Annotated in this window: 22 protein-coding genes; 13 read left to right on the forward strand and 9 right to left on the reverse strand. The window is 51.0% G+C overall.

Going from position 1 to position 20,356, the window contains the following annotated elements; all coding sequences use genetic code 11:
- The first annotated feature begins 203 nt into the window (after nucleotides 1-203).
- The 3 genes from ACQ4MZ_RS17575 (at nucleotide 204) to ACQ4MZ_RS17585 (ending at nucleotide 2,003) form a co-directional block, all read left to right on the forward strand.
- A complete protein-coding gene (locus ACQ4MZ_RS17575; RefSeq protein ID WP_430846791.1) occupies nucleotides 204-1,049 on the forward strand; it encodes a universal stress protein in 846 nt (281 codons plus the stop codon).
- Between the two features lie 40 nt (nucleotides 1,050-1,089).
- Nucleotides 1,090-1,332 carry a hypothetical protein gene (locus ACQ4MZ_RS17580; protein WP_223403039.1) on the forward strand — a complete coding sequence of 81 codons (243 nt, stop codon included), beginning with the start codon at nucleotides 1,090-1,092 and terminating at the stop codon, nucleotides 1,330-1,332.
- A 74-nt stretch (nucleotides 1,333-1,406) separates the two neighbouring features.
- Nucleotides 1,407-2,003, forward strand: a complete 597-nt coding sequence (locus ACQ4MZ_RS17585) for a DUF4136 domain-containing protein (protein ID WP_430846794.1) — start codon at nucleotides 1,407-1,409, stop codon at nucleotides 2,001-2,003.
- A 1-nt stretch (nucleotide 2,004) separates the two neighbouring features.
- Here the strand turns inward: ACQ4MZ_RS17585 and ACQ4MZ_RS17590 are convergent, their stop codons facing one another.
- From ACQ4MZ_RS17590 to ACQ4MZ_RS17600, 3 genes are all read right to left on the reverse strand, one after another.
- Entirely contained in the window at nucleotides 2,005-3,921 is a 1,917-nt protein-coding gene (locus ACQ4MZ_RS17590) for an FG-GAP repeat domain-containing protein (protein ID WP_430846796.1), read from the reverse strand.
- A 236-nt stretch (nucleotides 3,922-4,157) separates the two neighbouring features.
- On the reverse strand, nucleotides 4,158-5,207 hold the full coding sequence (locus ACQ4MZ_RS17595) for a serine hydrolase domain-containing protein (RefSeq protein WP_430846798.1): 1,050 nt from the start codon (nucleotides 5,205-5,207) through the stop codon (nucleotides 4,158-4,160).
- Nucleotides 5,208-5,213: 6 nt separating this feature from the next.
- Nucleotides 5,214-5,591, reverse strand: coding sequence for a hypothetical protein (locus ACQ4MZ_RS17600; RefSeq protein ID WP_430846800.1), 378 nt, complete (start codon nucleotides 5,589-5,591; stop codon nucleotides 5,214-5,216).
- Nucleotides 5,592-5,833: 242 nt separating this feature from the next.
- On the opposite strand from ACQ4MZ_RS17600, the gene ACQ4MZ_RS17605 reads away from it, so the two are divergent.
- Complete coding sequence (locus ACQ4MZ_RS17605; protein WP_430846802.1) at nucleotides 5,834-6,859, forward strand: sensor histidine kinase; 1,026 nt, start codon at nucleotides 5,834-5,836, stop codon at nucleotides 6,857-6,859.
- Nucleotides 6,856-7,578, forward strand: coding sequence for a LytR/AlgR family response regulator transcription factor (locus tag ACQ4MZ_RS17610; RefSeq protein ID WP_430846804.1), 723 nt, complete (start codon nucleotides 6,856-6,858; stop codon nucleotides 7,576-7,578). The genes ACQ4MZ_RS17605 and ACQ4MZ_RS17610 overlap by 4 nt, the downstream gene beginning before the upstream one ends.
- A 5-nt stretch (nucleotides 7,579-7,583) precedes the next feature.
- On the opposite strand, the gene ACQ4MZ_RS17615 is transcribed toward ACQ4MZ_RS17610, so the two are convergent.
- Together ACQ4MZ_RS17615 and ACQ4MZ_RS17620 are read right to left on the reverse strand one after the other, a co-directional pair.
- Entirely contained in the window at nucleotides 7,584-8,354 is a 771-nt protein-coding gene (locus tag ACQ4MZ_RS17615; protein WP_430846806.1) for a LytR/AlgR family response regulator transcription factor, read from the reverse strand.
- Nucleotides 8,335-11,370, reverse strand: a complete 3,036-nt coding sequence (locus ACQ4MZ_RS17620; protein WP_430846808.1) for a histidine kinase — start codon at nucleotides 11,368-11,370, stop codon at nucleotides 8,335-8,337. Before ACQ4MZ_RS17620 ends, ACQ4MZ_RS17615 begins: the two co-directional genes overlap by 20 nt.
- A gap of 373 nt (nucleotides 11,371-11,743) precedes the next feature.
- Here ACQ4MZ_RS17620 and ACQ4MZ_RS17625 point away from each other — a divergent pair, with 373 nt between their 5' ends.
- The 7 genes from ACQ4MZ_RS17625 to ACQ4MZ_RS17655 are packed head-to-tail and all read left to right on the forward strand — an operon-like array spanning nucleotide 11,744 to nucleotide 17,010.
- Nucleotides 11,744-12,130, forward strand: coding sequence for a hypothetical protein (locus ACQ4MZ_RS17625; protein ID WP_430846810.1), 387 nt, complete (start codon nucleotides 11,744-11,746; stop codon nucleotides 12,128-12,130).
- A gap of 23 nt (nucleotides 12,131-12,153) precedes the next feature.
- On the forward strand, nucleotides 12,154-13,038 hold the full coding sequence (locus ACQ4MZ_RS17630) for a hypothetical protein (protein ID WP_430846812.1): 885 nt from the start codon (nucleotides 12,154-12,156) through the stop codon (nucleotides 13,036-13,038).
- Nucleotides 13,039-13,050: 12 nt separating this feature from the next.
- Entirely contained in the window at nucleotides 13,051-13,923 is an 873-nt protein-coding gene (locus ACQ4MZ_RS17635; protein ID WP_430846814.1) for a hypothetical protein, read from the forward strand.
- Between the two features lie 16 nt (nucleotides 13,924-13,939).
- Complete coding sequence (locus tag ACQ4MZ_RS17640; RefSeq protein ID WP_430846816.1) at nucleotides 13,940-14,830, forward strand: hypothetical protein; 891 nt, start codon at nucleotides 13,940-13,942, stop codon at nucleotides 14,828-14,830.
- Nucleotides 14,831-14,845: 15 nt separating this feature from the next.
- Nucleotides 14,846-15,721: a hypothetical protein gene (locus tag ACQ4MZ_RS17645; RefSeq protein ID WP_430846818.1), complete on the forward strand. Its 876-nt coding sequence runs from the start codon at nucleotides 14,846-14,848 to the stop codon at nucleotides 15,719-15,721.
- Between the two features lie 58 nt (nucleotides 15,722-15,779).
- Nucleotides 15,780-16,535, forward strand: a complete 756-nt coding sequence (locus ACQ4MZ_RS17650; RefSeq protein WP_430846820.1) for a T9SS type A sorting domain-containing protein — start codon at nucleotides 15,780-15,782, stop codon at nucleotides 16,533-16,535.
- 37 nt (nucleotides 16,536-16,572) lie between these two features.
- Nucleotides 16,573-17,010: a GNAT family N-acetyltransferase gene (locus tag ACQ4MZ_RS17655; RefSeq protein ID WP_430846822.1), complete on the forward strand. Its 438-nt coding sequence runs from the start codon at nucleotides 16,573-16,575 to the stop codon at nucleotides 17,008-17,010.
- A gap of 215 nt (nucleotides 17,011-17,225) precedes the next feature.
- Here the strand turns inward: ACQ4MZ_RS17655 and ACQ4MZ_RS17660 are convergent, their stop codons facing one another.
- Nucleotides 17,226-17,879, reverse strand: a complete 654-nt coding sequence (locus tag ACQ4MZ_RS17660) for a hypothetical protein (RefSeq protein WP_430846824.1) — start codon at nucleotides 17,877-17,879, stop codon at nucleotides 17,226-17,228.
- A 15-nt stretch (nucleotides 17,880-17,894) separates the two neighbouring features.
- Complete coding sequence (locus ACQ4MZ_RS17665) at nucleotides 17,895-18,713, reverse strand: helix-turn-helix domain-containing protein (protein ID WP_430846826.1); 819 nt, start codon at nucleotides 18,711-18,713, stop codon at nucleotides 17,895-17,897.
- Nucleotides 18,714-18,898: 185 nt separating this feature from the next.
- On the opposite strand from ACQ4MZ_RS17665, the gene ACQ4MZ_RS17670 reads away from it, so the two are divergent.
- A complete protein-coding gene (locus ACQ4MZ_RS17670; RefSeq protein WP_430846828.1) occupies nucleotides 18,899-19,483 on the forward strand; it encodes a Crp/Fnr family transcriptional regulator in 585 nt (194 codons plus the stop codon).
- 118 nt (nucleotides 19,484-19,601) lie between these two features.
- Here the strand turns inward: ACQ4MZ_RS17670 and ACQ4MZ_RS17675 are convergent, their stop codons facing one another.
- Nucleotides 19,602-19,724 carry a hypothetical protein gene (locus ACQ4MZ_RS17675; protein ID WP_430846829.1) on the reverse strand — a complete coding sequence of 41 codons (123 nt, stop codon included), beginning with the start codon at nucleotides 19,722-19,724 and terminating at the stop codon, nucleotides 19,602-19,604.
- Nucleotides 19,725-19,755: 31 nt separating this feature from the next.
- Complete coding sequence (locus ACQ4MZ_RS17680; protein WP_430846831.1) at nucleotides 19,756-20,325, reverse strand: PhnA domain-containing protein; 570 nt, start codon at nucleotides 20,323-20,325, stop codon at nucleotides 19,756-19,758.
- Nucleotides 20,326-20,356: the final 31 nt, after the last annotated feature.

Raw genomic sequence — 20,356 nt, forward strand, 5'->3', positions numbered from 1 at the left:
GAAGCAGTTGTCGCCCGGCTCGCCCGCCAGATTTCACCAAGATAACCACACGGGGTTGCCAGGCCTCAAAACGCCCATCTGCTCTGAGCAAGATCATGTTTTGCGGTGCGACCTGTCATGATCATTGACGCAATAGGTAACTAATTTAGAGCCAGCGTATAACCGATATAAATACGTAGTCTTTTTAGTTAAATCCCAAGCCTATGAAACGAATACTTGTTCCCTGTGACTTCTCGGCGGCAGCTAAACACGCCTTTCAGTTTGCCGTTGAAATGGCTGCTGCTACGGGTGGCCGCGTGCTCGTACTGAAAATAATGCAGGTCCCGACGGTTTTCGGAAACGGAATGCCTGGTCAGCCATTCGAAGCCATAGATCCCTTGTCGAAGATAGACGAATGGATCGCGTACAGTGAAAAGGAGTTTGAGAAATTGAAAAGCAAAGCGGCCCGCGGTTCCGTTCGTGTGGAGTTGCTGTTGGAAACCGGTTATGTCAACGACGTAATCCGCGATGTAATCAAAAGGGAAAAGGTTGACCTGGTAATCATGGGTACGGATGGTGCGTCGGGGCTGAAAGAGTTTTTTATAGGCTCGCACACCGAGAAGATCGTCCGCGCTTCCCCGGTACCCGTAATGGCCATTCACGGCCCGTTTCATTTGGATTCGGTCAGGAATATCGTTTTTCCCACGACGATGGAACTCGACCAGAAACCGCTGGTGGAACAGATTAAAGCGCTCCAGACATTGTTCGGAGCTGTGATTCACTTGCTCTACGTCAACGGGTTCCCGTTTAGCGTGGAATCCGAGGAGGAGGCCGAACGTAGATTGGAAGACTACGCCCTGTTTTATGGATTAAAAGACTATACTGTTCATGTGAGCAGGGGGCTTAATGTCCAGGAAGGGATTCTTAAATACGCCCGCCGTATTCCCAATTCTATCATCGCCATGGGGACGCACGGCCACAAGGGCCTCGCACATATCACCGAAGGCAGCGTTGCCGAAGATGTGGTCAACCATTTGACGGAGCCTGTCTGGACATACGTAATGCAATGAATTGATCCTGCCGATTAACCTGATATAAAATCTTACTACCATGACCTACCAAGCAGAACAGGAAAAAGTCACATTTGTACTCCCTTTGTATTTTGTAAAAGCCGAAGTGACCTTTACAAGGCAGTCGGCTGAGGATGATCTGACGATACCACTCACCCCCGCCAATGGCCCGCGAGTAAGCATTTCGACCCGCCGGTTTGCGAAGGGTTTCTGGCTCGCGCAGCTGACCTGGTCTGTCGGACGCGAACGGTTTTGCAGTGAAGGCTGGTTTGAAATAGCCTAGCGAGAATGTACGGAGAAAGGGCTGTGCCGGCTGTCCGTCATAATTTATTATCCATAACCAACTTTGAAGGATCTATGCGGACGGTGCTGGCGTTACTGGGGATTATACTTATAGGGTGCAGCCCGGAAATGCGGGTTTACCACGAGGTTGACAGCAGTTGGCCCGTCTATCAATACCATACCTTCCAATGGGCTGAAACAGACAGCGCTGCCTGGTACTCGAATCCCATCTATTTCAATGCATTGAATGACCGGCGGATTAAACAGGCCGTGAACGATCTCCTCACTGCAAAGGGCTATTTACTTAGCCGCGAGCCCTCCGACATGACCTTGCGCTATGATATCCGTGTCGACGAGCAATCTACGCTGCTCCCGGATCCATATGGCTATTTGTATGGCGATTACTGGATGATGCCGCGTGACAATTTATTCCGCTACCGCGAGGCGACTTTAATTCTCGATGTCTGGCATTCACAGACCAGGAAGCTGATCTGGCGGGGCTGGGTGGTTGCCGTCGTGGAGGTCGTGTTCGATGATGGCAAAAATCCGGAAATTGTCATCCGGTCGGCCATTACGAAGATTCTCGATGTCTTCCCCGCACGCGTGGTCGCAGGCAAGGCGGGCGCAGCCGTAGCGGCAGGAACCAATACTATTACTTGTCCGAGAGACTGATTTATCTTTTGAGGTAATAAAAATGGCCGTCCTCCGCACCCACGAGCAAATCCGGCTGACCGTTTTTGTCCCAGTCGACAGTGGTGGGGCTGGTGTCATGGCCGGCCAGGCGCAGCTCCGAAAGCGGCCCCTTGTTCCAGAAGGTTACTTTCCCGTCTTTTTCGCCGGTATTCTCGTAAAAATCGACATTCCGGCTATCGATGAGCATGTCCAGGTCGCCATCCTTGTCCCAATCGGCTAGTGTAAATTTCCGGCGTCCGCTGCCGCCATTGTCTTTCTTGTTGAGGCGCAACGGTTCTCCGTTTTCATCCATAAAAATGCGCTTGCCGGGACGGAGCATCAGTCCTTTGCTTGCTTTGAACCGCTCATGCCACACCAGGTAACCTTCCGGGTCGAGCATGACAAGGTCCGTTAGGCCATCCTTGTTCCAGTCAATCGCATAGGGCGTGGTACGCCATTGAGTGGCGAGTTCAGTTTTAGAAGGTGTCCACCATATCCATTTGGGCTTCGGAGCAATGCCTGTCCAGGCTACTTCCACCGGCTGCGCAGGATCCAGCAAGGGCGCTCCCTTTTTGCCGCGGTTACGGAACCATTGCACCTTGCCCCAGATCGAATTGACGACAATATCCTTCAATCCATCGCCATCCCAATCCGCCACGGACAAGGTTGTATAGCCCCATTTGGCCTCACAGGGGCCCTGGATCGACCCATTGTCTCCGGCCTGAATGCGTATGACTTCATTCCCGGATTTGAGAAAGCGCGGCGCGGCGAAATCCGGCCTGGCGCCGCCTCTCTTATTTTCGATAAAGCTGATGTAGCCGGCCGAATTGCCGGTGATAATGTCCTCGTCGCCGTCGTCGTCCCAGTCCACACCGACCGGCGTTGCCAATGCGCCCGATTTAATAGAGCCGCCGCGCTGCTGAAAATAGTAGGGCGATTCAAAAACAGGCATATTACCTTTTTTCTTACCCGTATTCCGGATCAGTGCCACGCGGCCGTCTTCATCACCGCACACCAGGTCTACGTGGCCGTCGCGGTCCCAGTCGACGGCCACTGGGATGATCATTTCAAGGTCCATCCGGATGTTGCCGCCTGCATTCGCGAGCTGCTGACCACGGGCGTACACGGGCTTTTTAGCTGTGCCGGTATTTTCGAACCAGGTAAATTTATCGAGAAACTGACCGCAGATCAGGTCGAGGTCCCCGTCGCCATCGAAATCCGCAAAATTGGGGGAGGGTGGGCCGTATACGTCCAGGATTTCACCGCCTGCTTTCAAGCGGCCCCGGTTTTTGTATTGACCATCGTTGTTTTCGATCAGGTATACGTAGCCGTGAAGCGGGCCATTCGTCCACTTTCCTTTTGTATCGTACGCATTATCCCATCCGTATTCCAGCCAGTCGTCGATGCCTGCGATCAGGTCCTGGTCGCCATCAGCATCGTAATCGACCCATTTCCATTGCACAAAGCGCGGTTTCTTTTTGAAATCGGTATGCAGTGAATCCGGCGCGTATAAAGGCTGTCGGGTAGCCCCTTTATTTTGCAGGAAATCAGTGAGCTCGGCCCCCTGGTCCAGCACGCGCGGCTGGCCATTCACATACGATACCTGCGGGTGTTTCAAGCCGGCCGCCACGCGTACAGGTGCTTCGAACACGGGGACTTTCTTGCCCGATTTGTTTTCAAAAAAATAGAGCCCGTTGTAAGGTACATCCGGACAGGACACCAGCAAATCCATATCGCCGTCGCTATCGTAGTCTATCGGCAATGGCCAGGCCCAAAGCCCGGCGCCGAGGTCTGTTACCGTATCGGAATTTTGATAATCCAGCCTGATCAGCTCACCCACTGGTTCGGAAGACCCCTGCCCGGGCCGGAATGCGGGTAATGCAAACAGAAAAAACAGAGCTAATGTGAATGACTTCATAAGTGTACCTTTTTATTCCAGAAGCGGTTTTGTTTCAGGTTTTTAGCATTGTCGGTGGCTGCCTGCGGAATGGGCATTGGTAGTCTTTAGAGGCATCAAAACGTCGGGTATGGATGATCCGCAATAGTAATACACCCGGAACCTCGATACTGACTACTTCTTTGTTCAACGCCGATCGACTCGAATGGTAAAATGAAATTCATCCGGAAATGCAGATCGCGGGCAATCGAAAGCCTTCACTCCACAATATCCCTGATCATCTTGCGAATTTCCAGGCTGGTCATATTGCTCTGTCTGGGCGTAGTCTGGGTGAAAATAATACCTGCGATTTGGTGCCTTGAATCTTGCCATGGATGCGTACCAAACAGGCCCGGACTACTGCTTTCCAGCACATGGCCGTCAGTATCGACCACGTCAAGCCAGTTTCCGACTCCGTAACGGACTGGTCTTTGAGGCGTTGTTGAAAATGGATTAGTGGCATATGGTGTCCCGGTGATTTTTGAGCCTTCGGTCTGGTCGCTGAACATGGCCTCGATGGCATTTTCACTTAACACGCGATGCCCGTCACTCGTACCGCCGTTAACCAGCATTTCCAGGAATTTGAGGTAGTCAGCAGCTGTGGTATGCACGCCGCCGGCAATGATGGGGTTACGCGCGGAACGATATTCCGCAGTCATCTGGCAAGGTTGGGCAATGCGCTGGTCAAACAGATCCTGCCATTTTTGGCCCGACACGATTTCCGCAATTCTGCCGCCGATCTGCATTCCGGCGCTTCCGTAGTCGAATTGGGTGCCGGCAATGCTTACGAGGGGAGTATACAGGGCAATGGAATCCACCGCTTCAGCGAGCGTCATTAGTCTCTTGTACTCGTACTTTTGAGGCGAATCGCCTCCGAAACCCGCTGTGTGCGCAAACAACTGCCGGATGGTGATATTCCCTTTTTGGTGGGCGGTGAATATCGGAAGAAATTTGCCGATACTGTCGGAGAGCGATAGTTTACCCTCATCGACGAGGCTTAAAATGACGGCTGCCGAAAGCCATTTGGTGGCCGATGCGATCGGTTTGCTGGTATGCTCGTCGAGGCCGAAGCCTTTTTTGTAGATCAGCTTACCATTTTGGGAAACGAGCACGATTACCTGATCGTTGTAGTCGGCGAGGTGCGCTTCCAGGAATTTGTCCACTACGTCAAAATTGTAAACCGGGGGTGTCTCCGGTGCCACTTGATCCGTGCGGCAGGAACAGAATAAGAGAGTGCAAGCTGTCAAAAACGTTAATATGTTCGTCATGTGGTCTTATGATTTACGTTTTTTCAATTCCTGTTTCACTTCCTGTTGCTGCTGTTTGAATTGCCTGAACTGTTGCTGGCTCAACACCATTTGCAGTTCTTTTTCCCTGGCGGCGTTTACTTGCTGAAACGCTCGCAGTTTGGAAAGCCTGCTGCCTTTGCCCGCGATAACCGGGTCCATCTTACGGGCGTAACTTAAATTGATCACAGCCACTTTTGCGGCCTGTGCGGAGTCCAGATGGAGTGTTTCTTTCATCCGTTGCGTCTGTAATTGCGCCCGTTCTTCGGCAGGCGTGTCGGCGAGCCGGTTTTGCTGAGCGAGTGCACCGCCGGCAAAAAGCAATAATGCGAAAACGGAACCGATAGTTACGGTCAGATTTTTCATATGACAGATTGTTTTGTTTCAGGTCAAAACAAATGCGGAACGGACAAACTGAAAAAGTAAATCCATGAAGGCGGGTAAACCTGACCTGGAATGCACGGGATTGCCGATGGACAGGCTATTCTCTCCGGAAATACATTTCAACGGAAAAAGCCGGGCGTTTGTAAGATAAACCATGCCATTCGACGGAGTTTGTTTTGGTTTCCGCAGATATGCCTTACCATTGCAGGGTAATAGGGTCGTAAATGAAAAACACTGCTTTGAAGAAGGTCCCGACGATCGCTTCGTTTGCCTGGCTGGGCTACTGGCTCATTGGGGTTCTGATGTTTTCAAACACGCAACAGCCCCAGGCGGCTGCTTGGGCCGCAACCATTAATGTGGGTATGCAGGCCATTATTGTGTATTCGAATACCTTGGTTCTGATCCCGTCTTTCCTGGAAAAACGACGGTACATACTTTACGGACTGCTTTGTTTCGGTATGCTGGTGTTGTTGTCAAAATTGCAATTGACGCTGGTGCCGGCGGATGTGAAAATGATCCTGAAACGCAACATTCAATACCCGAGAGCCTTCCAGTTCGCACGGATATACCTGCTTTTTATGGTGGTGCTGATCATCAGCACTGCCTGGAAATTCGCGGTTGATCGTTTCAATGCCTTGCAGACCCAAAATGAAATGGCGAGGAAGCAGTTGGAAAGCGAGTTGCAATTCCTGAAAAATCAGATCAATCCGCATTTTTTGTTTAATACCCTCAACAACATTTACACACTCGCATACCTGAAAGAGGATAACGCCGCACCGATGATCATGAAGCTCTCCGAGCTGCTTCGGTACATGCTTTATCAATGCCGCGCGCAATGGGTGCCACTACCGGACGAGGTGGTTTTTTTGCGCAATATCCTGGAAATGCAAAAGCTTAAATCTGAGGTTTACGGCAGGCAAACGACTTTTGAGGTAACCGGCGTCAGATCAGGTCAACTGATAGCCCCGCTGCTCTTGCTGACCTTTTTAGAGAATAGCTTCAAACATTCGGACCTGGATATGAATCCGCACGGCCATATTTCCGTTAGCTTGCAAGTGGACGACCGGAATAGGCTGTCCTTCCTGTGCATTAATACAAAAAACGCTGCCATATCTGCGGAAAGCGAGCTGGGCGGTATCGGTCTGGCGAACGTAAAAAAGCGATTGGAGCTGACTTATCCCGGCCGGCATACCCTGGAAGTTACCGACAATACCCGTACATTTGAGATCCGTCTGACCGTGAGCCTATGAAAATCACTTGCATGATCGTCGATGACGAAGCGTTGGCCCGGAAACTGCTTGCCGACTATGTCTCGAAAATTCCTTCGCTTGATCTGGTAGCTACGTGTGCGAACGCAATCGAAGCCTCGGCTGTGCTGAAAAGCCGACCGGTCGATCTGCTTTTTCTGGATATTCAAATGCCTGACATCAACGGTATCGGCTTCATACAGACGCTCACGACCAGGCCTATGACCGTGTTTACGACCGCATATACCGAATATGCCGTAAAAAGTTATGAGCTGAATGCACTCGACTACCTGGTCAAGCCGATCGCATTTGATCGTTTTTTTCAGGCTGTCGGTAGAGCCATGGACCTTATCGGCAGCCGCAATCCCCATCCAGTGGCGGATATTGCGACACAGGAAGCGCAGGACTATATTTTTATCAAATCGGACGCAAAAACATACAAGGTGGCTTTCGACGACATCGACTATATCGAAGCCTATGGGGAATATGTTTTGATCCACCGCGGTTCGGATCGCCTGATGCCGCTCTTGCAGCTCGGCAAGATGGAAGAAATATTGCCTGCCTCCCGGTTTGTCAGGGTACACCGCTCTTTTATCATTCAATTTTCAAAGATCGAAGCCATTCAGGGCAATACTATCTGGATCGGGAGAAAGCAGATCCCCGTCAGCAGAACCTGCCGCGATGCGCTGATGTCGCGGTTGCAAGATCGGTATGTCAACTAACTAACCTACCTGTCGCACCACCTTTTGAATGCAGGCGCTTTTTCCCGGCTGATATCCATTTCGAAAAGCAAAGGCGGTTTGAGCCGGACGGTCAGTTTCTGGTTTTCGTGAGGGGTAATGGTCTGGATGGCATCGATATGAATGATGTACTGCCGGTTGGCGCGGTAGAAATAACGTGGATCGAGTAGCGCTTCGATTTCGTCCATCGAATTATAATCCAGCAGGTATTTTTCGGCACCGAATGTGTGCAGGTAATTGAAATTGTCCCGGCAAAAGCAGGCAATGTCCCGGGTGTCGATCGGCACCCAATGCTGCCGGACATTGACGAGGAATTTTTCCTTGTAGCCCGAATAGCCGGTTTCAGGCCTGGCCAGCATTTGCATTAGCTGGTTCACTTTTGCTGAAAGTTCAGGTGTGGCTGTACTCTTCTCCCGGAACTTGTCGAGCGCCCTTTTGAGGTCTCGTTCGAGAACCGGTTTGAGCAAATAGTCGATGCCGTTCACTTTGAAAGCGCGGATAGCATATTCGCTGTAAGCGGTAGTGAAGATGACCGGGCATTTCAGTTCGTAAAAGTCGAAAACATCGAGACTGATGCCGTCGCTGAGCTGGATATCCATAAACATCAGATCGGGCTCGGCGTTTTCGAGGAACCATTTCCGGGCAGTTTTAAGGCTGGGCAAAATGGCCGTCACTTCGATGTCGGGCGCAAGTTGCCCGATCTTCCTTTCAAGCTGGCGGGCTACGAGCGTTTCGTCCTCAATGATGATTGCTTTCATTAGAAATATCGGTTTCAGTGGAATGTGTGATGTTATTACCGCTGATGAGCGGCACCTTAACCGTAAATAAGCCGGCCGATTCGGATACCATTACGGGCAAAGGCGTAAGATAAGAATAAAGCGAATGAAGGTTTTTGAGCCCCTGGCGGTTGCTGGTTTCGACAAACCGTTTCTTTTGAAGGTTGTTCTGTACTACAATATATCCGGCTTCCGTATAGACATTTATGTACAGGGGAGCGTCGGCCGACATTGCGTTGTGTTTAATCGCATTCTCGATCAGGTTCTGGATCGTGACCGGGGCTATCAGCATGTGCGTCCACGGGCTGGCGACGGCTACGTCCACATCCAGGCCATCCCGAAAACGGGTCTGCTGGATCTTCACATATTCCGCTGCAAATTCCAGCTCTTCGTAAAGCGGCACAAGCTCGTTATTCTGGTTTTTGAGAATGTACCGGTAAGTCCAGCTGAGGCCTTCCAGGAACCTGCTGGCTTTGGTTGCATCATCCCAGATGAGGCTGTCGAGCGATGCCAGCGAGTTGAACAGGAAATGGGGGTTGAGTTGTTGTTTAAGGCTTTCGAACATGACCAGGGTTTTCTCCCTTTCGAGCTTGGTGGCCTTGTCCTGCAAAGCATAAATCCGCGCCTGACGGTGTTTGACGATTTCTATGCGTTTTTTGAGAAAATAATAAATCAGGCCGGAAACAAATGCAAGCGCGGCGATTATGAACCAGGTGCGCTCCCAAAACGGCGGGTTGATCACGAACGTAAGCTCCTCCGTGCTTTCCTGCCAGGTGGTCCCGTCCAGGCTTGCCGCAGCTTTGAAGATGTACGAGCCGGGTGCGAGCGACGAAAACCTGACTACGTTGTTATGCCCATTGGGTACCCATCCGGGGTGCAAGCCGGTCAGCTTGTAGCGGTAATGCACCTTTTGAGGGTTTTGGTAGTAAGCGGCTGTAAAGCTTATTTCTACCGAATTCTCATTCCAGTCGAGCCGCAGCTTGCCGGGTTCAGCCATGAGGGCTGCATTGTAATGCCGTGGTTTGAAGAGGGTGTCGCTATGGTTGACGGTTACGCTCGTCACATACACGCGAAGCTTTTGCTGTGACAGCGCAATTTGCAGGGTATCAAAAAAGTTGACGCCGTTGTGGCCGCCCCAGTAGACGCGCCCGGAGTCGTCTTCATAAATACTTCCCGGGTTCAGCTGTCTGTTCTGCACATTGTCCCACAGATCGAACCATTCCAGCTTGTTGTCTTCCGCGGAGAAACGGTACAAACCCTCATCCGCAGCGATCCACACCTTTCCGCTGCGATCGGCGTAGAGATTGGTGATCTGCGCTCTTTTCAGTTCCGGAATAATCAATTTTTTTCTGAGTCCGGTACGCGTGCGTGTCACCTCGAAAAGCCCGACGCTGCCGGCCCACACGGTGGAGTCGTTGCGGGGAAGAATGGACGTAACGAGCTTGCCGGGATAAAAGGTGCTATCGCTCCAAACCGTTTCAAAACGGCTGTTAAGGTATAACAGCCCTTTGAAAGTGCCGATCCAGATGTGGCCTGTGCGATCGGTGCGCGCGGTTTGCAGGATTTGGTTCGAGCCGGCAAAAGAGAGCTCGCTAATCACGTCAGTATCCCGGTTAATGAGGTAACACGAGGCATCGGCAAGAATCAGCTGGTCGCCGTCGCCGACAGTTTGGATACCGTAGATGTAATCCCGCTCGATCTTTGCCCGCAGTAATTCTCCCGCTTTGCCGGCCGGGTAGCGCGGTTTTTGAAACTTGCCGGTAACCGGGTCCATAAACAGCGGCCCGCCGGAGCCAGGGCCCAGCACAAGGCGTTGGCCGTCGAAATTCAGTGCGTGGATGGTCGGGAAGCGAAAGTAAGGGGCATTGGCGGCAGATGGCATGGTGATTTTGAAATCCCCGGTCGCCGGATCAAGGCAGGCTATGCCTTCTGTGGTTGCCATCCATATGCGGCCCGCGCGATCGCCGGTAATGGCGCGGATGTTGTTATTCTCCTCGTTGAGCAGGCTGCGGAAACTGCGCAGCCAGGTAATGGTATGCTGGTTCGGTTTAAAAAACAGAATGCCTTGCTTCGAGACGAGCCACAGCGTGCCTTCGTCGTCGCGGTAGCTGGTAATGATTTCATTGTTGCTCAACTCGCGGCCCTGATGGTAAAAGATTGCTTTTTTGCCGCGCAATGCCTTTCGGTCGTAGAGGTAGCAGCCTTTGCTGGTCGTAACAAGCGCCTGGTCCTGATCCAGTGATAGTACGGAATTGATCGTTAAATAGGCTGCGGACGGTGCGAAACGCGTGGGAGGAACCTTGGAAACAGTGCCCGAGCGGAAATCCAGTTCGAAAATTTCCAGATCCGCATTGGTGGCCCAGACAATATCCCCGGACAACGGCGCGATGACCGCCGCGGAGTTGAAACCGGTCCTGCGGACACGCCCGGTTTTGTAGTTATAGGCTATCAGTTCGTGCGTATCTCCGATAAAAAACTCATCGCCTGCCCGTTTGAATATCCGCCGGTAGAAAACCCTGTTGGTAAGCCCTGGAATGGGATGCCGCACAAAAGCGTGGCGGCGACGGTCGTAACGATATAATCCATTGCCGCTTAATGCCCATACCTGGTTATCCGGCGTCACATCCAGCAGGTTGAATTTGGATTTCTGCGGCCCCGCAATCTTTACCGGCTGAAATCCCTGCTGGTCATCGATATAGGTGCTCAGTCCGTTGTGGCTGCTCACCCATATTTGCCCGTTTTGATCCACCACAATATCGAGGAAATCCTCCCCGGAGGCATCGAAACGGACTGTATTGCGGCCATCGAACCGCTGTACTACGCGCCGTGACAATATCCATAGGAAACCCTTTTTGTCTTTCACCAGCTTGTGGACGTTCGACAAACTGATACCGCTACCTTCATTCAGCATTTGTACATTATAATCCGGCAGCTGCGCATGCAGCCATCCGGGAAGGGTTAATAATGCAAAAAAAAGCAGTTTCAGAGGCCAGGGCATTCTTTGAAAGGTTTAGTTCGGGTCAAAAATTAGCGACTCTACTATGCTGATTTGTTCATGAGTGGGTTCCAGGCATTCCACCCGTTGTATTTTTAACCAAAAGTTTGGTGAAATGCCTGAAAGGCCAACTAATTGTTAAGCAGTGGGGGCAAACTTCGGGTGAAATGTGGCAAATCCGGGTTTAACCGTTTTGCCGAAACAGGGCGCAAGTGCTTTCCGGTCGCCCAGCCTACGCCCCGCACTCCTATTGAACGGTTCCCTCCGCGTTTGGCACTTATCAAGCGTAAAATGCCACGCTTCGGCAAATAAAACTTCGCCCGCCGCTGTATCCCGGACTAGTTTTGAACCATCAAAAATAAAAATTTAAAAAGTCATGAAAACATTCAAACACACAATCTTCGGTGTAAAACTATTTGTAATGGCGGCAGCCCTATTGATCTCCTGTAAGGACGACGAGGAAAAAGCGGCCCCGGAACCGATGGGATCTTTGGTTTCCTATACGACCATCAGCTCGACCAAGTTTGATCGTATAGATATTACCGTCAGCGGCGAAGTCAAGGCAGTGCTGAGCGGGACGTCATTCCTGAAACCGGCATGCGGGACACCGGCCTCAAAGTCGGTCAGCAACATTGCGCTGCCAGCCGGCACCCACATGATCGGCGCGAAGCAGTATAAAGACGGGAAGGTGGTTGGGAGTTGGTCGGAAGCACCGACAAAGATCACCGCCGGCGACTGCAAGAAGATCGCGTGGAACGAATAGCAATACCCCTTCAACAGAACACGATGAAAGACATTGGGTTTCTGCTTGCGGCGATATGCCTGGCCTTGCGTGTGTACGGCCAGGCACCGCAAGTTTTACATTACCAGGGCATCGCCCGCAACGCGCAGGGCGTCCCGCTCGCGGGCACGACCATCGCCATCAGGCTGAGCATCAAAGACGCGCCTGACGGCGGGACGACCTTGTACAGCGAACGAAAAAGCATCACAACCAACGCCTTTGGTCTTTATTCGGTGTCGATTAACGATGGCGGCGGTATCCGAACGGGGGATTTCAATACAATCCACTGGCAAACCGGCCCCAAATATCTGCAAACGGAAATCGATCCCGCGAACGGAACAACATTTGTCGAAACGGGTACGATGCAGATGCAAAGTGTGCCGTTTGCATTGCAAGCGGGGAGGGCGGCAAATTTGAATGGGGTAGAGAATCCGCAGGAGGGGGATGTGATGGAATACACCGGCGGAAGCTGGAAGACGAAGCCTAAGGTGCAGCTGTACAACGTATCGGGCTTGGGCTCGAATCCAACGGTAAATTACCAGTTTATGAGTCCACCCGTAACAATCACGATTCAGCGGGACAACCCTGTCGTATCGATCGAAATTTTGAAAGCGATGGGTTCGACAGTGGCAGGCGGGGGAGTAGGATTGAGTGTTAATGTAGCGTACCAGAAAGTGGGTGGGACATTAACGGAGTTTGATGAGAATCATCGTATGAATAATCTCCGTGTACCCAGCGGAACAAGAGTTCCTATTATGTCTTCGGGAACATACCAAACCGATTTTAAAGCAGGTGAAACTTATCAAATCGGACTGATCGGCAAAAGCAGTTATCCTAACAGTTGGAATGACAGTGGATTTTGTCAGGGGCGGATTGAAATACGTTACTAAGGACTCCTTTTTATGAAATCAACATTTCTACTATGCCTTTATCTGGTTATGTTCGGGCCGTTACTGGCCCAGACGCCGGGTGGGCTTCACTACCAGGGCGTCGCGCGTAATGCGCAGGGGGCGCCGTTTGCGGGCGTAACGATTGCCGTCCGTCTAAGCATCAAGGATGCTGCAAGCAACGGCAACATATTGTACAGCGAAACGAAAAGTGTTACCACAAATGCATTCGGTTTGTACAGCATCGCGATTAATGATGGATCAGGTATTAAAAACGGAGACTTTAATGCGATCGACTGGTCATTACCCAGGTTCCTGCAAACGGAGATCGATCCTGCGAATGGGGCGGCATTTGTAGATATGGGAACACAGCAGATGCAGAGCGTACCGCATTCGCTGAGCGCGAAAAATCTGGATGGGGTTGTGAACCCGCAGAACGGAGACTTGCTGGAATACAAGGACGGGTTATGGGTAAGTAAGCCGAAAACGAAACGATATAATGTGGGAGGATGGGGTTTTGGGGTGTTATCGAATCCGAATTTCGTAAGCCCTACCTTGACAATTACTATTGAAAGAGACAATCCAACAATCTCACTGGTCATGTCAAAAGCTTTTGGATCTATTCTGGGAACCGGCGGACTGGCGCTGTCGATCAATCTTGGATATCAGAAAGCCGGCGGTACCATTCAAGTTTTCGACTCGAACGACGAAGTTACGGGCTTGCGTGTATCTCCGGGTAACAGAAACCTTTTTACCCTTGCCGGGACATATCAAACGGATTTTAAAGCCGGGGAAACTTACACGGTCGGCCTTTTAGCATCCAGCACAAATCCGAGCTCCTGGAACGACAACGGTCGCGGCGGCGGGTACGTGGAAGTGAATTACTAAAATCGATAATTTATCTATGAAACAAATGAGTCTTATTGTGGCTGTGTTATTCTATTGCTTGACCTTGTATGGTCAGTCCAATACGACGCTCCATTACCAAGGCATCGCACGCAACACCCAAGGTGCACCGCTTGCGGGCGTAACGATTGCGGTACGGCTGAACATTAAAGATGCACTCAATAATGGGAACACCTTGTATAGTGAAACGAAGAGTGTCGCTACCAATGCATTTGGTGTGTACAGCATTTCGATCAATGACGGTACCGGTGTGAGAACCGGTGATTTTAATGCTATCAATTGGTCGATCCCAAGGTATTTGCAAACAGAAATCGATCTGGCGAATGGGACCGCGTTTGCGGATATGGGGACCCAGCAAATGCAGAGCGTGCCGCATGCATTGAGCGCGAAAAACCTGGATGGGGTGGCGAACCCGCAGGAGGGAGATTTGCTGGAGTATCAAAACGGTGCTTGGCTCACTAAGCCAAAAACAAAACGTTATCATGTCGCCGGAGGACTTGGATGGAACCCCAGCGGTTCGCTCAATTTCATTGGACTTAGGGCGACAATCACGGTCGAGAGGGATAATCCTATTATAACAATTAGTCTGACCAAGGCTTTCGGTTCCAATTTACTTGGTGGTGGTTATGGATTAAATCTCAATCTCGGATACCAGAAGGTGGGTGGCCCGGTAACAGAATTTGATGCGCCGGATCAGAATGGGATCGGGCGTATTACGAGTGTCAAGGTTCCTGCCGGGACAAGAATTCCCATCACGCTTTCGGGGACATACCAGACAAATTTCAAAGCCGGGGAAACTTATGATGTTGGCATAGTGGGCGTATCTCCAAACTTCTACTCGTGGAATGACAACGGATATTGTAAGGGTTATGTTGAAGTAAGTTACTAAACTGATATTTTTCCGATGAAATCAATATTAACGACAATTATATACATTGTATTAGTCCCGGCGCTGTTCGCACAAAATACGACAACGCTCTATTACCAGGGCATCGCGCGCAACGCGCAGGGCGCCCCGCTCGCGGGCGTAACGATTGCCGTCCGGTTGAGCATTAAAGACGCGCTCAGCAATGGCAACAGCTTGTATAGTGAAACCAAGAGTGTCACTACCAATGCATTCGGTCTGTACAGCATCTCCATTAACGATGGCTCTGGCGCGAGGACTGGCGATTTCAATGCGATCAACTGGTCATCACCCAGGTTCCTGCAAACGGAGATCGATCCTGCGAATGGGGCAGCATTTGTAGATATGGGAACACAGCAGATGCAGAGCGTACCGCATTCGCTGAGCGCGAAAAGTCTGGATGGAGTAGCGAACCCAAAGAACGGAGATCTACTTGAGTATAAGGACGGGTCGTGGCGGGCCAAACCGAAAGTCAAAATATACCGGAACAGTGGCCTGGGAAATAGCCCGAGTGCAAACTTGAACTTCATTGGACCGACAGTTACCGTGACATTTGATCAAAATAATCCGAATTTAACGCTGTTTTTTACAAAGGCTCTTGGCTCAACAGCACCGGGAGGGGCATCGCTGCTAAACCTTAATCTCGGCTATCGACAAGCCGGACAGCCAGTAGCTGAGTTTGTTGCTGCAGAGCGAATGCAAGCTTTAAGCACTGCCATCAACACGCGCATGCCAGTAACATTGACCGGCAATTATGACACTGCTTTTGAAGCGGGAGGTACATATGAGATTGGTATAGTAGGATTTTCTCCAAACGCGGCGCATTGGAATAATTCCGATTTGGGAAAGGGCATAGTGGAAGTACGTTACCCCTAGCAACTGCATTATTCAAATTCTACATTAGGCCACTATCACTCAACCAATCATCTCAACCATGAAATCAATTCTAACAATCGCATTCATCGCGATGGGCGTGGGGGGCCGTGCCCAGATAATTAATCAGTCGGCCCTCACTACGGCCGGCGGGCATCAGGGACAAATCGGGAATTATTATTTCGAGTACAGCCTGGGCGATTTGTTTACAGTGACAGGCCAGAGCCCGGCCATGGTCAACACGGCCGGGATTATTCAGCCGGTTCTGAGCGATGTGGCATTGCCGGTGAAGCTGATGGCATTTACTGGGAGGAGAAGCGGGGAGGGGAAGGTGGAACTGGCTTGGGCCACCTTGGAGGAAACTGGGAGTGCGCGCTTCGAAATCCAGCGAAGTACTGACGGCAAAAATTGGGGGCATATCGGCACTGTCAATGCAAGCGGAGAAACGAAAGGCACTATCACGCACTATGAATTTTTAGACTTTCGGCCGCAGGATGGCCCCAACATTTACCGGCTGAAAATGATCGACCTCGACGAAACGTTTGCGTACAGTAAGTCGATCAGTGTCGAGGGCCGCAATCCGTTGACAGTAAGTGTCTACCCGAACCCCGCATCTGAATTTGTACGGATTGAGACCAACGCAGGCGAACGGGTGGAACGTGTCCTCATCCATAATGCCCGGGGATTGGCCGTGTACAGTTCAGAAAGCGTGCCGGCGCATCCGGTCAGTGTTGGGAATTTATCTCCGGGAATTTATGTAGTTTCGGTGATGATAAAAGGCGCAAGTCCTGTCACCCGTAAATTAGTCCTCAATTAATACAGTGAGCGATCCGTCGCTTGCAAATCGAATAGAAATGGTAGATTCAGGTCTGTATGAAATAGTGGCCTACACCCCCGATTTCGCCGATGCATTACGTCGGATTTACCTGGAAGGGCGTCGGTACGCATTTCCGTGGATGCCAGCCGATGCCTATCGATCTGAGGATTTTGACAATGCTGTGGAAGGGGAGCAGATACTGGTCGCTCTTCACGGGCGGATCGCGATAGGCTTTATTTCCTGGTGGGCGCCGGATAACTTCATCCATTGTCTTTTTGTGGATCCGGCATTTCACGGGGCCGGTATTGGTACTCGCTTGCTCAATGCCTGTCTTGGTAATATAGGTCGTCCGGCACAGCTAAAATGCGTTGCAGCCAATGAGGCCGCTATTCGTTTTTATACCCGGCGAAAATGGAGGGCCGTTTCGCAGGGAAGTTGCGATGAAGGTGCGTATTCGCTGATGATGCTGTACTGAGGCGCGCCGGCTCGCACAAGTTCCGGATCATCTGTTTAGGCGCTTCGGGACCTTTGGTATAGGCATAAACCGTCCATACAACCGCGAAAACGGTCACGCAAGTAAATTTCATGGCTAATGGATATTTAGAATTAAAACAGGGCCAGGAGAACTCCGCCTGACCCTGCAAATTTGCAGCGCCGGATTTTAGAAGTATTTGGTAAAAACCAAGATTTTCAAATGCTGACCAACGCCTCCTCCTGCACGTCCGTCGTTTTGCTCACGTGCACCGCCATCCGGAAGTAAGCAGCGCCCCATATGGTGTTGGCCAGGAACTGAATCACCACACCGGGCACCGGAATGAGCGCAAAGCCTAGCAATGCCATCCATCCCGTCCATTTCGGTAATCTGCCGCTCTTTTGAATGGCGAGTGCCATACAGAACAGGCCCGCCATGGTACAAATCAGCGAAATCCCGAAAAGGCCGGCCAATGCGCCGTCCATGGCAGCGTAGGAAATCGCATTAGGAACCCCGGCCAGAAATAAATGCCCTGCCGCAGGAAACAGAAAGTAGGCCACGGCAAACACGCCTATCCCCAGCATCTGATGCGTGAGTGTAAGGAGCAATCCTGCAAATGCCCACTTTTCAGCCTTCGATTTTTGCAGGTACAGGTACAGCCCGACGGTCCCGATCATTTCCAGGAATACCCCCAGAAATCCCCGCCCGGCCCACCACAGGTACGCGGTGGAAGTGGTCAGTTCGGCAAACGCTGCGGGCGCTGCATTAGCTTTAAAAATGACGTTCTCCTGCTCAATCAGAAGGTCTCCGAATGCAAAAACAAGTCCTGCTATCCCCAGGCAATGCAGGGATACTACTATTCTATTTTTCATGTATATATTGGTTATTTATTCGATGGGTAAATACCAGTTGATAAACAGGTTATCGGGGTTCTGATAGTCGGGCATGGCGTCGAATTTGAAATACGACACACCATGACGGTGCTGTATATTCGTTTGCCGGGCCAGCGCATTGTTCACTTCGGAGCTTACGGTTTCATAGTCCCGTACCTGGCAACAAAAATCATATCTGACATACCGGCCATCCAGTATCCTTACTTCGAGGAAAGGATCCTCCGGGAGCTCAAAGCCGATAGGAACGATGGCGGCATCATAGCGCGAGTCCCTGCTGCCCGTCAAGTGCGGACACTCATGCAGGATGGCGTAATGGTGAAAATCCCCGGGCGATTTGCCGATCGACCGGATGTATTCTGCAACGTCTTTCCATATGCTGAATATGCCTTCCGAGAAATAGTCGCCCCGCGATGCGAAAACGCGTGCTGTCTTGGGTGACTCGCTGTTAATGACGCCTTTCGCGGATATATATTTGAACGTTTGCACGGGAAAAGCCTGCTGATGCTGTTTCGATTTCCGGTATTGCAGAGGCGACACTTCGTATAGCTTTTTAAATGCCCTCCCGAAAGAACTATCATCTTCGAAGCCGATCAGGTACTTAATCTCATGGACCGGGAGCTGTGTTAAAGCCAGGAAGTAGGCGGCGGTATGCAAGCGCTGCTCCTGAATATATTTGCCAAGGCTGGTACCCAGTTCGGCACTCAGTTTTTTGTGAATATGGAAAGGCGAGTAACCGGTCACGTCGGCCAGCGTCTCCAGGGTAATTTTGCTGTCTAAATGGCTATTGATATATAACAGGACTTCGCTGGTCATTTTTCAAATATTTACATCACAAATGTACGCCGCCTGATTTACAAAAAATGTGCAGTTCTTGTGGTCGGTTCTCACGGTAAAGGGCGAAATCCGGTGCAAACTGCCCGGGTGGGAGATTGTAATGTGCAAGAAGACGCTCGGGCGAACTGGTTATAGCGCCCAAAGTTTCCTATTTTAGTAGTCCAATGGAAGAATCGCTAAAACTGCTCAAATCGTTCGTACAAGCCATTCACCCGCTTGACGCGGCTGAATGGGAGGCATTCTCCCGTGCATGGAAGCCCTTCTCGGTGGGGCGTAAGGAAATTCTGACAGTTGCCGGCGAAACGGAACGGTATCTCTATTTCGTGACGGAAGGCGTGCAGCGCATCTATTATCTGGATGATCAGAACCGTGAGGCAACTCTGGTTTTTACCTACACGTCGGCGTTTGGAGGGATTATGGATTCGGGGCTGATGGAACTTCCATCGCGTTATTATTACGAAGCACTTACACCTTCCGGTTTCATTCGGGTACCCTATACCGAGTTCAGGGAACTCGCCCAACAGTATCCGGCCATTCAGCAGATGATGCACGTATGTATTACACGCATATTTTCGGGCATTATGGAACGGCTAGTGGAAGTTCAACGCTTTTCTTCCGAGGATAAATTCAGGAACCTGCTCAAACGCAGCCCGCATATCCTGCAACTGGTGCCGCACAAATACCTGGCCTGCTACCTGGGGATCGACGCGACGAATTTCAGCAAACTTGTCAATAAGGTGCGGATTTGAAAGGAGGGGTTTGACCGAATATTTTCAAATACCGGCTGCCCAAATCTGCAAGGTCGTGGGGCCAACATGCCGTCAGCCCCACGACTACCCAATCCGGAAGTCTACCGCCTGACTGAATTCAGGAGAAAATCAGAAAGAGCAGCAACAGGAAAACGAGGATAAAGAGATAGTACAGCCCGTCGACAAAAGGGTATTTTTGACGGTCGAGCTGGTTGAAAAGCTGATTGAGTTTTCGGATCATCTTATTTTTCGGATAGCGGTTGACAGGGCTGTTACGCTTGCTTTCGGAGGTACTTCGTCAGGATCACGATCAACTGGCCGTCTATTTTGCCTTCAATTTGCTCGGCATTGTCTTCCACAACCCGGATATTCTTTACTACCGTGCCCATTCTGGCGTTGAGCGAGCTGCCCTTTACATCTAATGTGCGGGTAAGTACGACGGTATCCCCGTTTTTCAGGACATTACCGTTGCTGTCGCGGTGAACGGCCAGGTCGGCGGCTCCCTCATGGTCCGAACTTGCCTGGGCCCATGCCAGCATATCCTCGTCCAGGTACATCATATCCAGGTTGTCGGCCGCCCAGGTTTCGTTTTTGAGGCGGCTCAGCATGCGCCACGCCACGACCTGCACCGCCGGAACCTCGCTCCACATCGTCTCGGACAAGAAGCCCCAGTAATCGCTATCCATCTCCTGCTCTCTTTCTATCTGTGCACGGCAATTCTTGCATACGACAATCTCGTTGTCGGGGTAACCAACCGGCGGGATCTGGTAAACGGAGATCTGTTGATCGGATTTACATAGTTCGCAAGCGTTGCCGCTTCTTTTTTCAAGTTTCAAATTCATATTGTGGTTAAAAAATTTTTTCTCAATTACC

Source organism: Dyadobacter sp. BHUBP1 (assembly GCF_050587785.1).
Taxonomy (GTDB): domain Bacteria; phylum Bacteroidota; class Bacteroidia; order Cytophagales; family Spirosomataceae; genus Dyadobacter.

Excerpts from the sequence above, each read along its gene's own strand:
- ACQ4MZ_RS17575 (WP_430846791.1), top strand. The coding sequence starts at position 204 with ATGAAACGAATACTTGTTCCCTGTGACTTCTCGGCGGCAGCTAAACAC.
- ACQ4MZ_RS17580 (WP_223403039.1), top strand. The coding sequence starts at position 1,090 with ATGACCTACCAAGCAGAACAGGAAAAAGTCACATTTGTACTCCCTTTG.
- ACQ4MZ_RS17585 (WP_430846794.1), top strand. The coding sequence starts at position 1,407 with ATGCGGACGGTGCTGGCGTTACTGGGGATTATACTTATAGGGTGCAGC.
- ACQ4MZ_RS17590 (WP_430846796.1), bottom strand. The coding sequence starts at position 3,921 with ATGAAGTCATTCACATTAGCTCTGTTTTTTCTGTTTGCATTACCCGCA.
- ACQ4MZ_RS17595 (WP_430846798.1), bottom strand. The coding sequence starts at position 5,207 with ATGACGAACATATTAACGTTTTTGACAGCTTGCACTCTCTTATTCTGT.
- ACQ4MZ_RS17600 (WP_430846800.1), bottom strand. The coding sequence starts at position 5,591 with ATGAAAAATCTGACCGTAACTATCGGTTCCGTTTTCGCATTATTGCTT.
- ACQ4MZ_RS17605 (WP_430846802.1), top strand. The coding sequence starts at position 5,834 with ATGAAAAACACTGCTTTGAAGAAGGTCCCGACGATCGCTTCGTTTGCC.
- ACQ4MZ_RS17610 (WP_430846804.1), top strand. The coding sequence starts at position 6,856 with ATGAAAATCACTTGCATGATCGTCGATGACGAAGCGTTGGCCCGGAAA.
- ACQ4MZ_RS17615 (WP_430846806.1), bottom strand. The coding sequence starts at position 8,354 with ATGAAAGCAATCATCATTGAGGACGAAACGCTCGTAGCCCGCCAGCTT.
- ACQ4MZ_RS17620 (WP_430846808.1), bottom strand. The coding sequence starts at position 11,370 with ATGCCCTGGCCTCTGAAACTGCTTTTTTTTGCATTATTAACCCTTCCC.
- ACQ4MZ_RS17625 (WP_430846810.1), top strand. The coding sequence starts at position 11,744 with ATGAAAACATTCAAACACACAATCTTCGGTGTAAAACTATTTGTAATG.
- ACQ4MZ_RS17630 (WP_430846812.1), top strand. The coding sequence starts at position 12,154 with ATGAAAGACATTGGGTTTCTGCTTGCGGCGATATGCCTGGCCTTGCGT.
- ACQ4MZ_RS17635 (WP_430846814.1), top strand. The coding sequence starts at position 13,051 with ATGAAATCAACATTTCTACTATGCCTTTATCTGGTTATGTTCGGGCCG.
- ACQ4MZ_RS17640 (WP_430846816.1), top strand. The coding sequence starts at position 13,940 with ATGAAACAAATGAGTCTTATTGTGGCTGTGTTATTCTATTGCTTGACC.
- ACQ4MZ_RS17645 (WP_430846818.1), top strand. The coding sequence starts at position 14,846 with ATGAAATCAATATTAACGACAATTATATACATTGTATTAGTCCCGGCG.
- ACQ4MZ_RS17650 (WP_430846820.1), top strand. The coding sequence starts at position 15,780 with ATGAAATCAATTCTAACAATCGCATTCATCGCGATGGGCGTGGGGGGC.
- ACQ4MZ_RS17655 (WP_430846822.1), top strand. The coding sequence starts at position 16,573 with ATGGTAGATTCAGGTCTGTATGAAATAGTGGCCTACACCCCCGATTTC.
- ACQ4MZ_RS17660 (WP_430846824.1), bottom strand. The coding sequence starts at position 17,879 with ATGAAAAATAGAATAGTAGTATCCCTGCATTGCCTGGGGATAGCAGGA.
- ACQ4MZ_RS17665 (WP_430846826.1), bottom strand. The coding sequence starts at position 18,713 with ATGACCAGCGAAGTCCTGTTATATATCAATAGCCATTTAGACAGCAAA.
- ACQ4MZ_RS17670 (WP_430846828.1), top strand. The coding sequence starts at position 18,899 with ATGGAAGAATCGCTAAAACTGCTCAAATCGTTCGTACAAGCCATTCAC.
- ACQ4MZ_RS17675 (WP_430846829.1), bottom strand. The coding sequence starts at position 19,724 with ATGATCCGAAAACTCAATCAGCTTTTCAACCAGCTCGACCGTCAAAAA.
- ACQ4MZ_RS17680 (WP_430846831.1), bottom strand. The coding sequence starts at position 20,325 with ATGAATTTGAAACTTGAAAAAAGAAGCGGCAACGCTTGCGAACTATGT.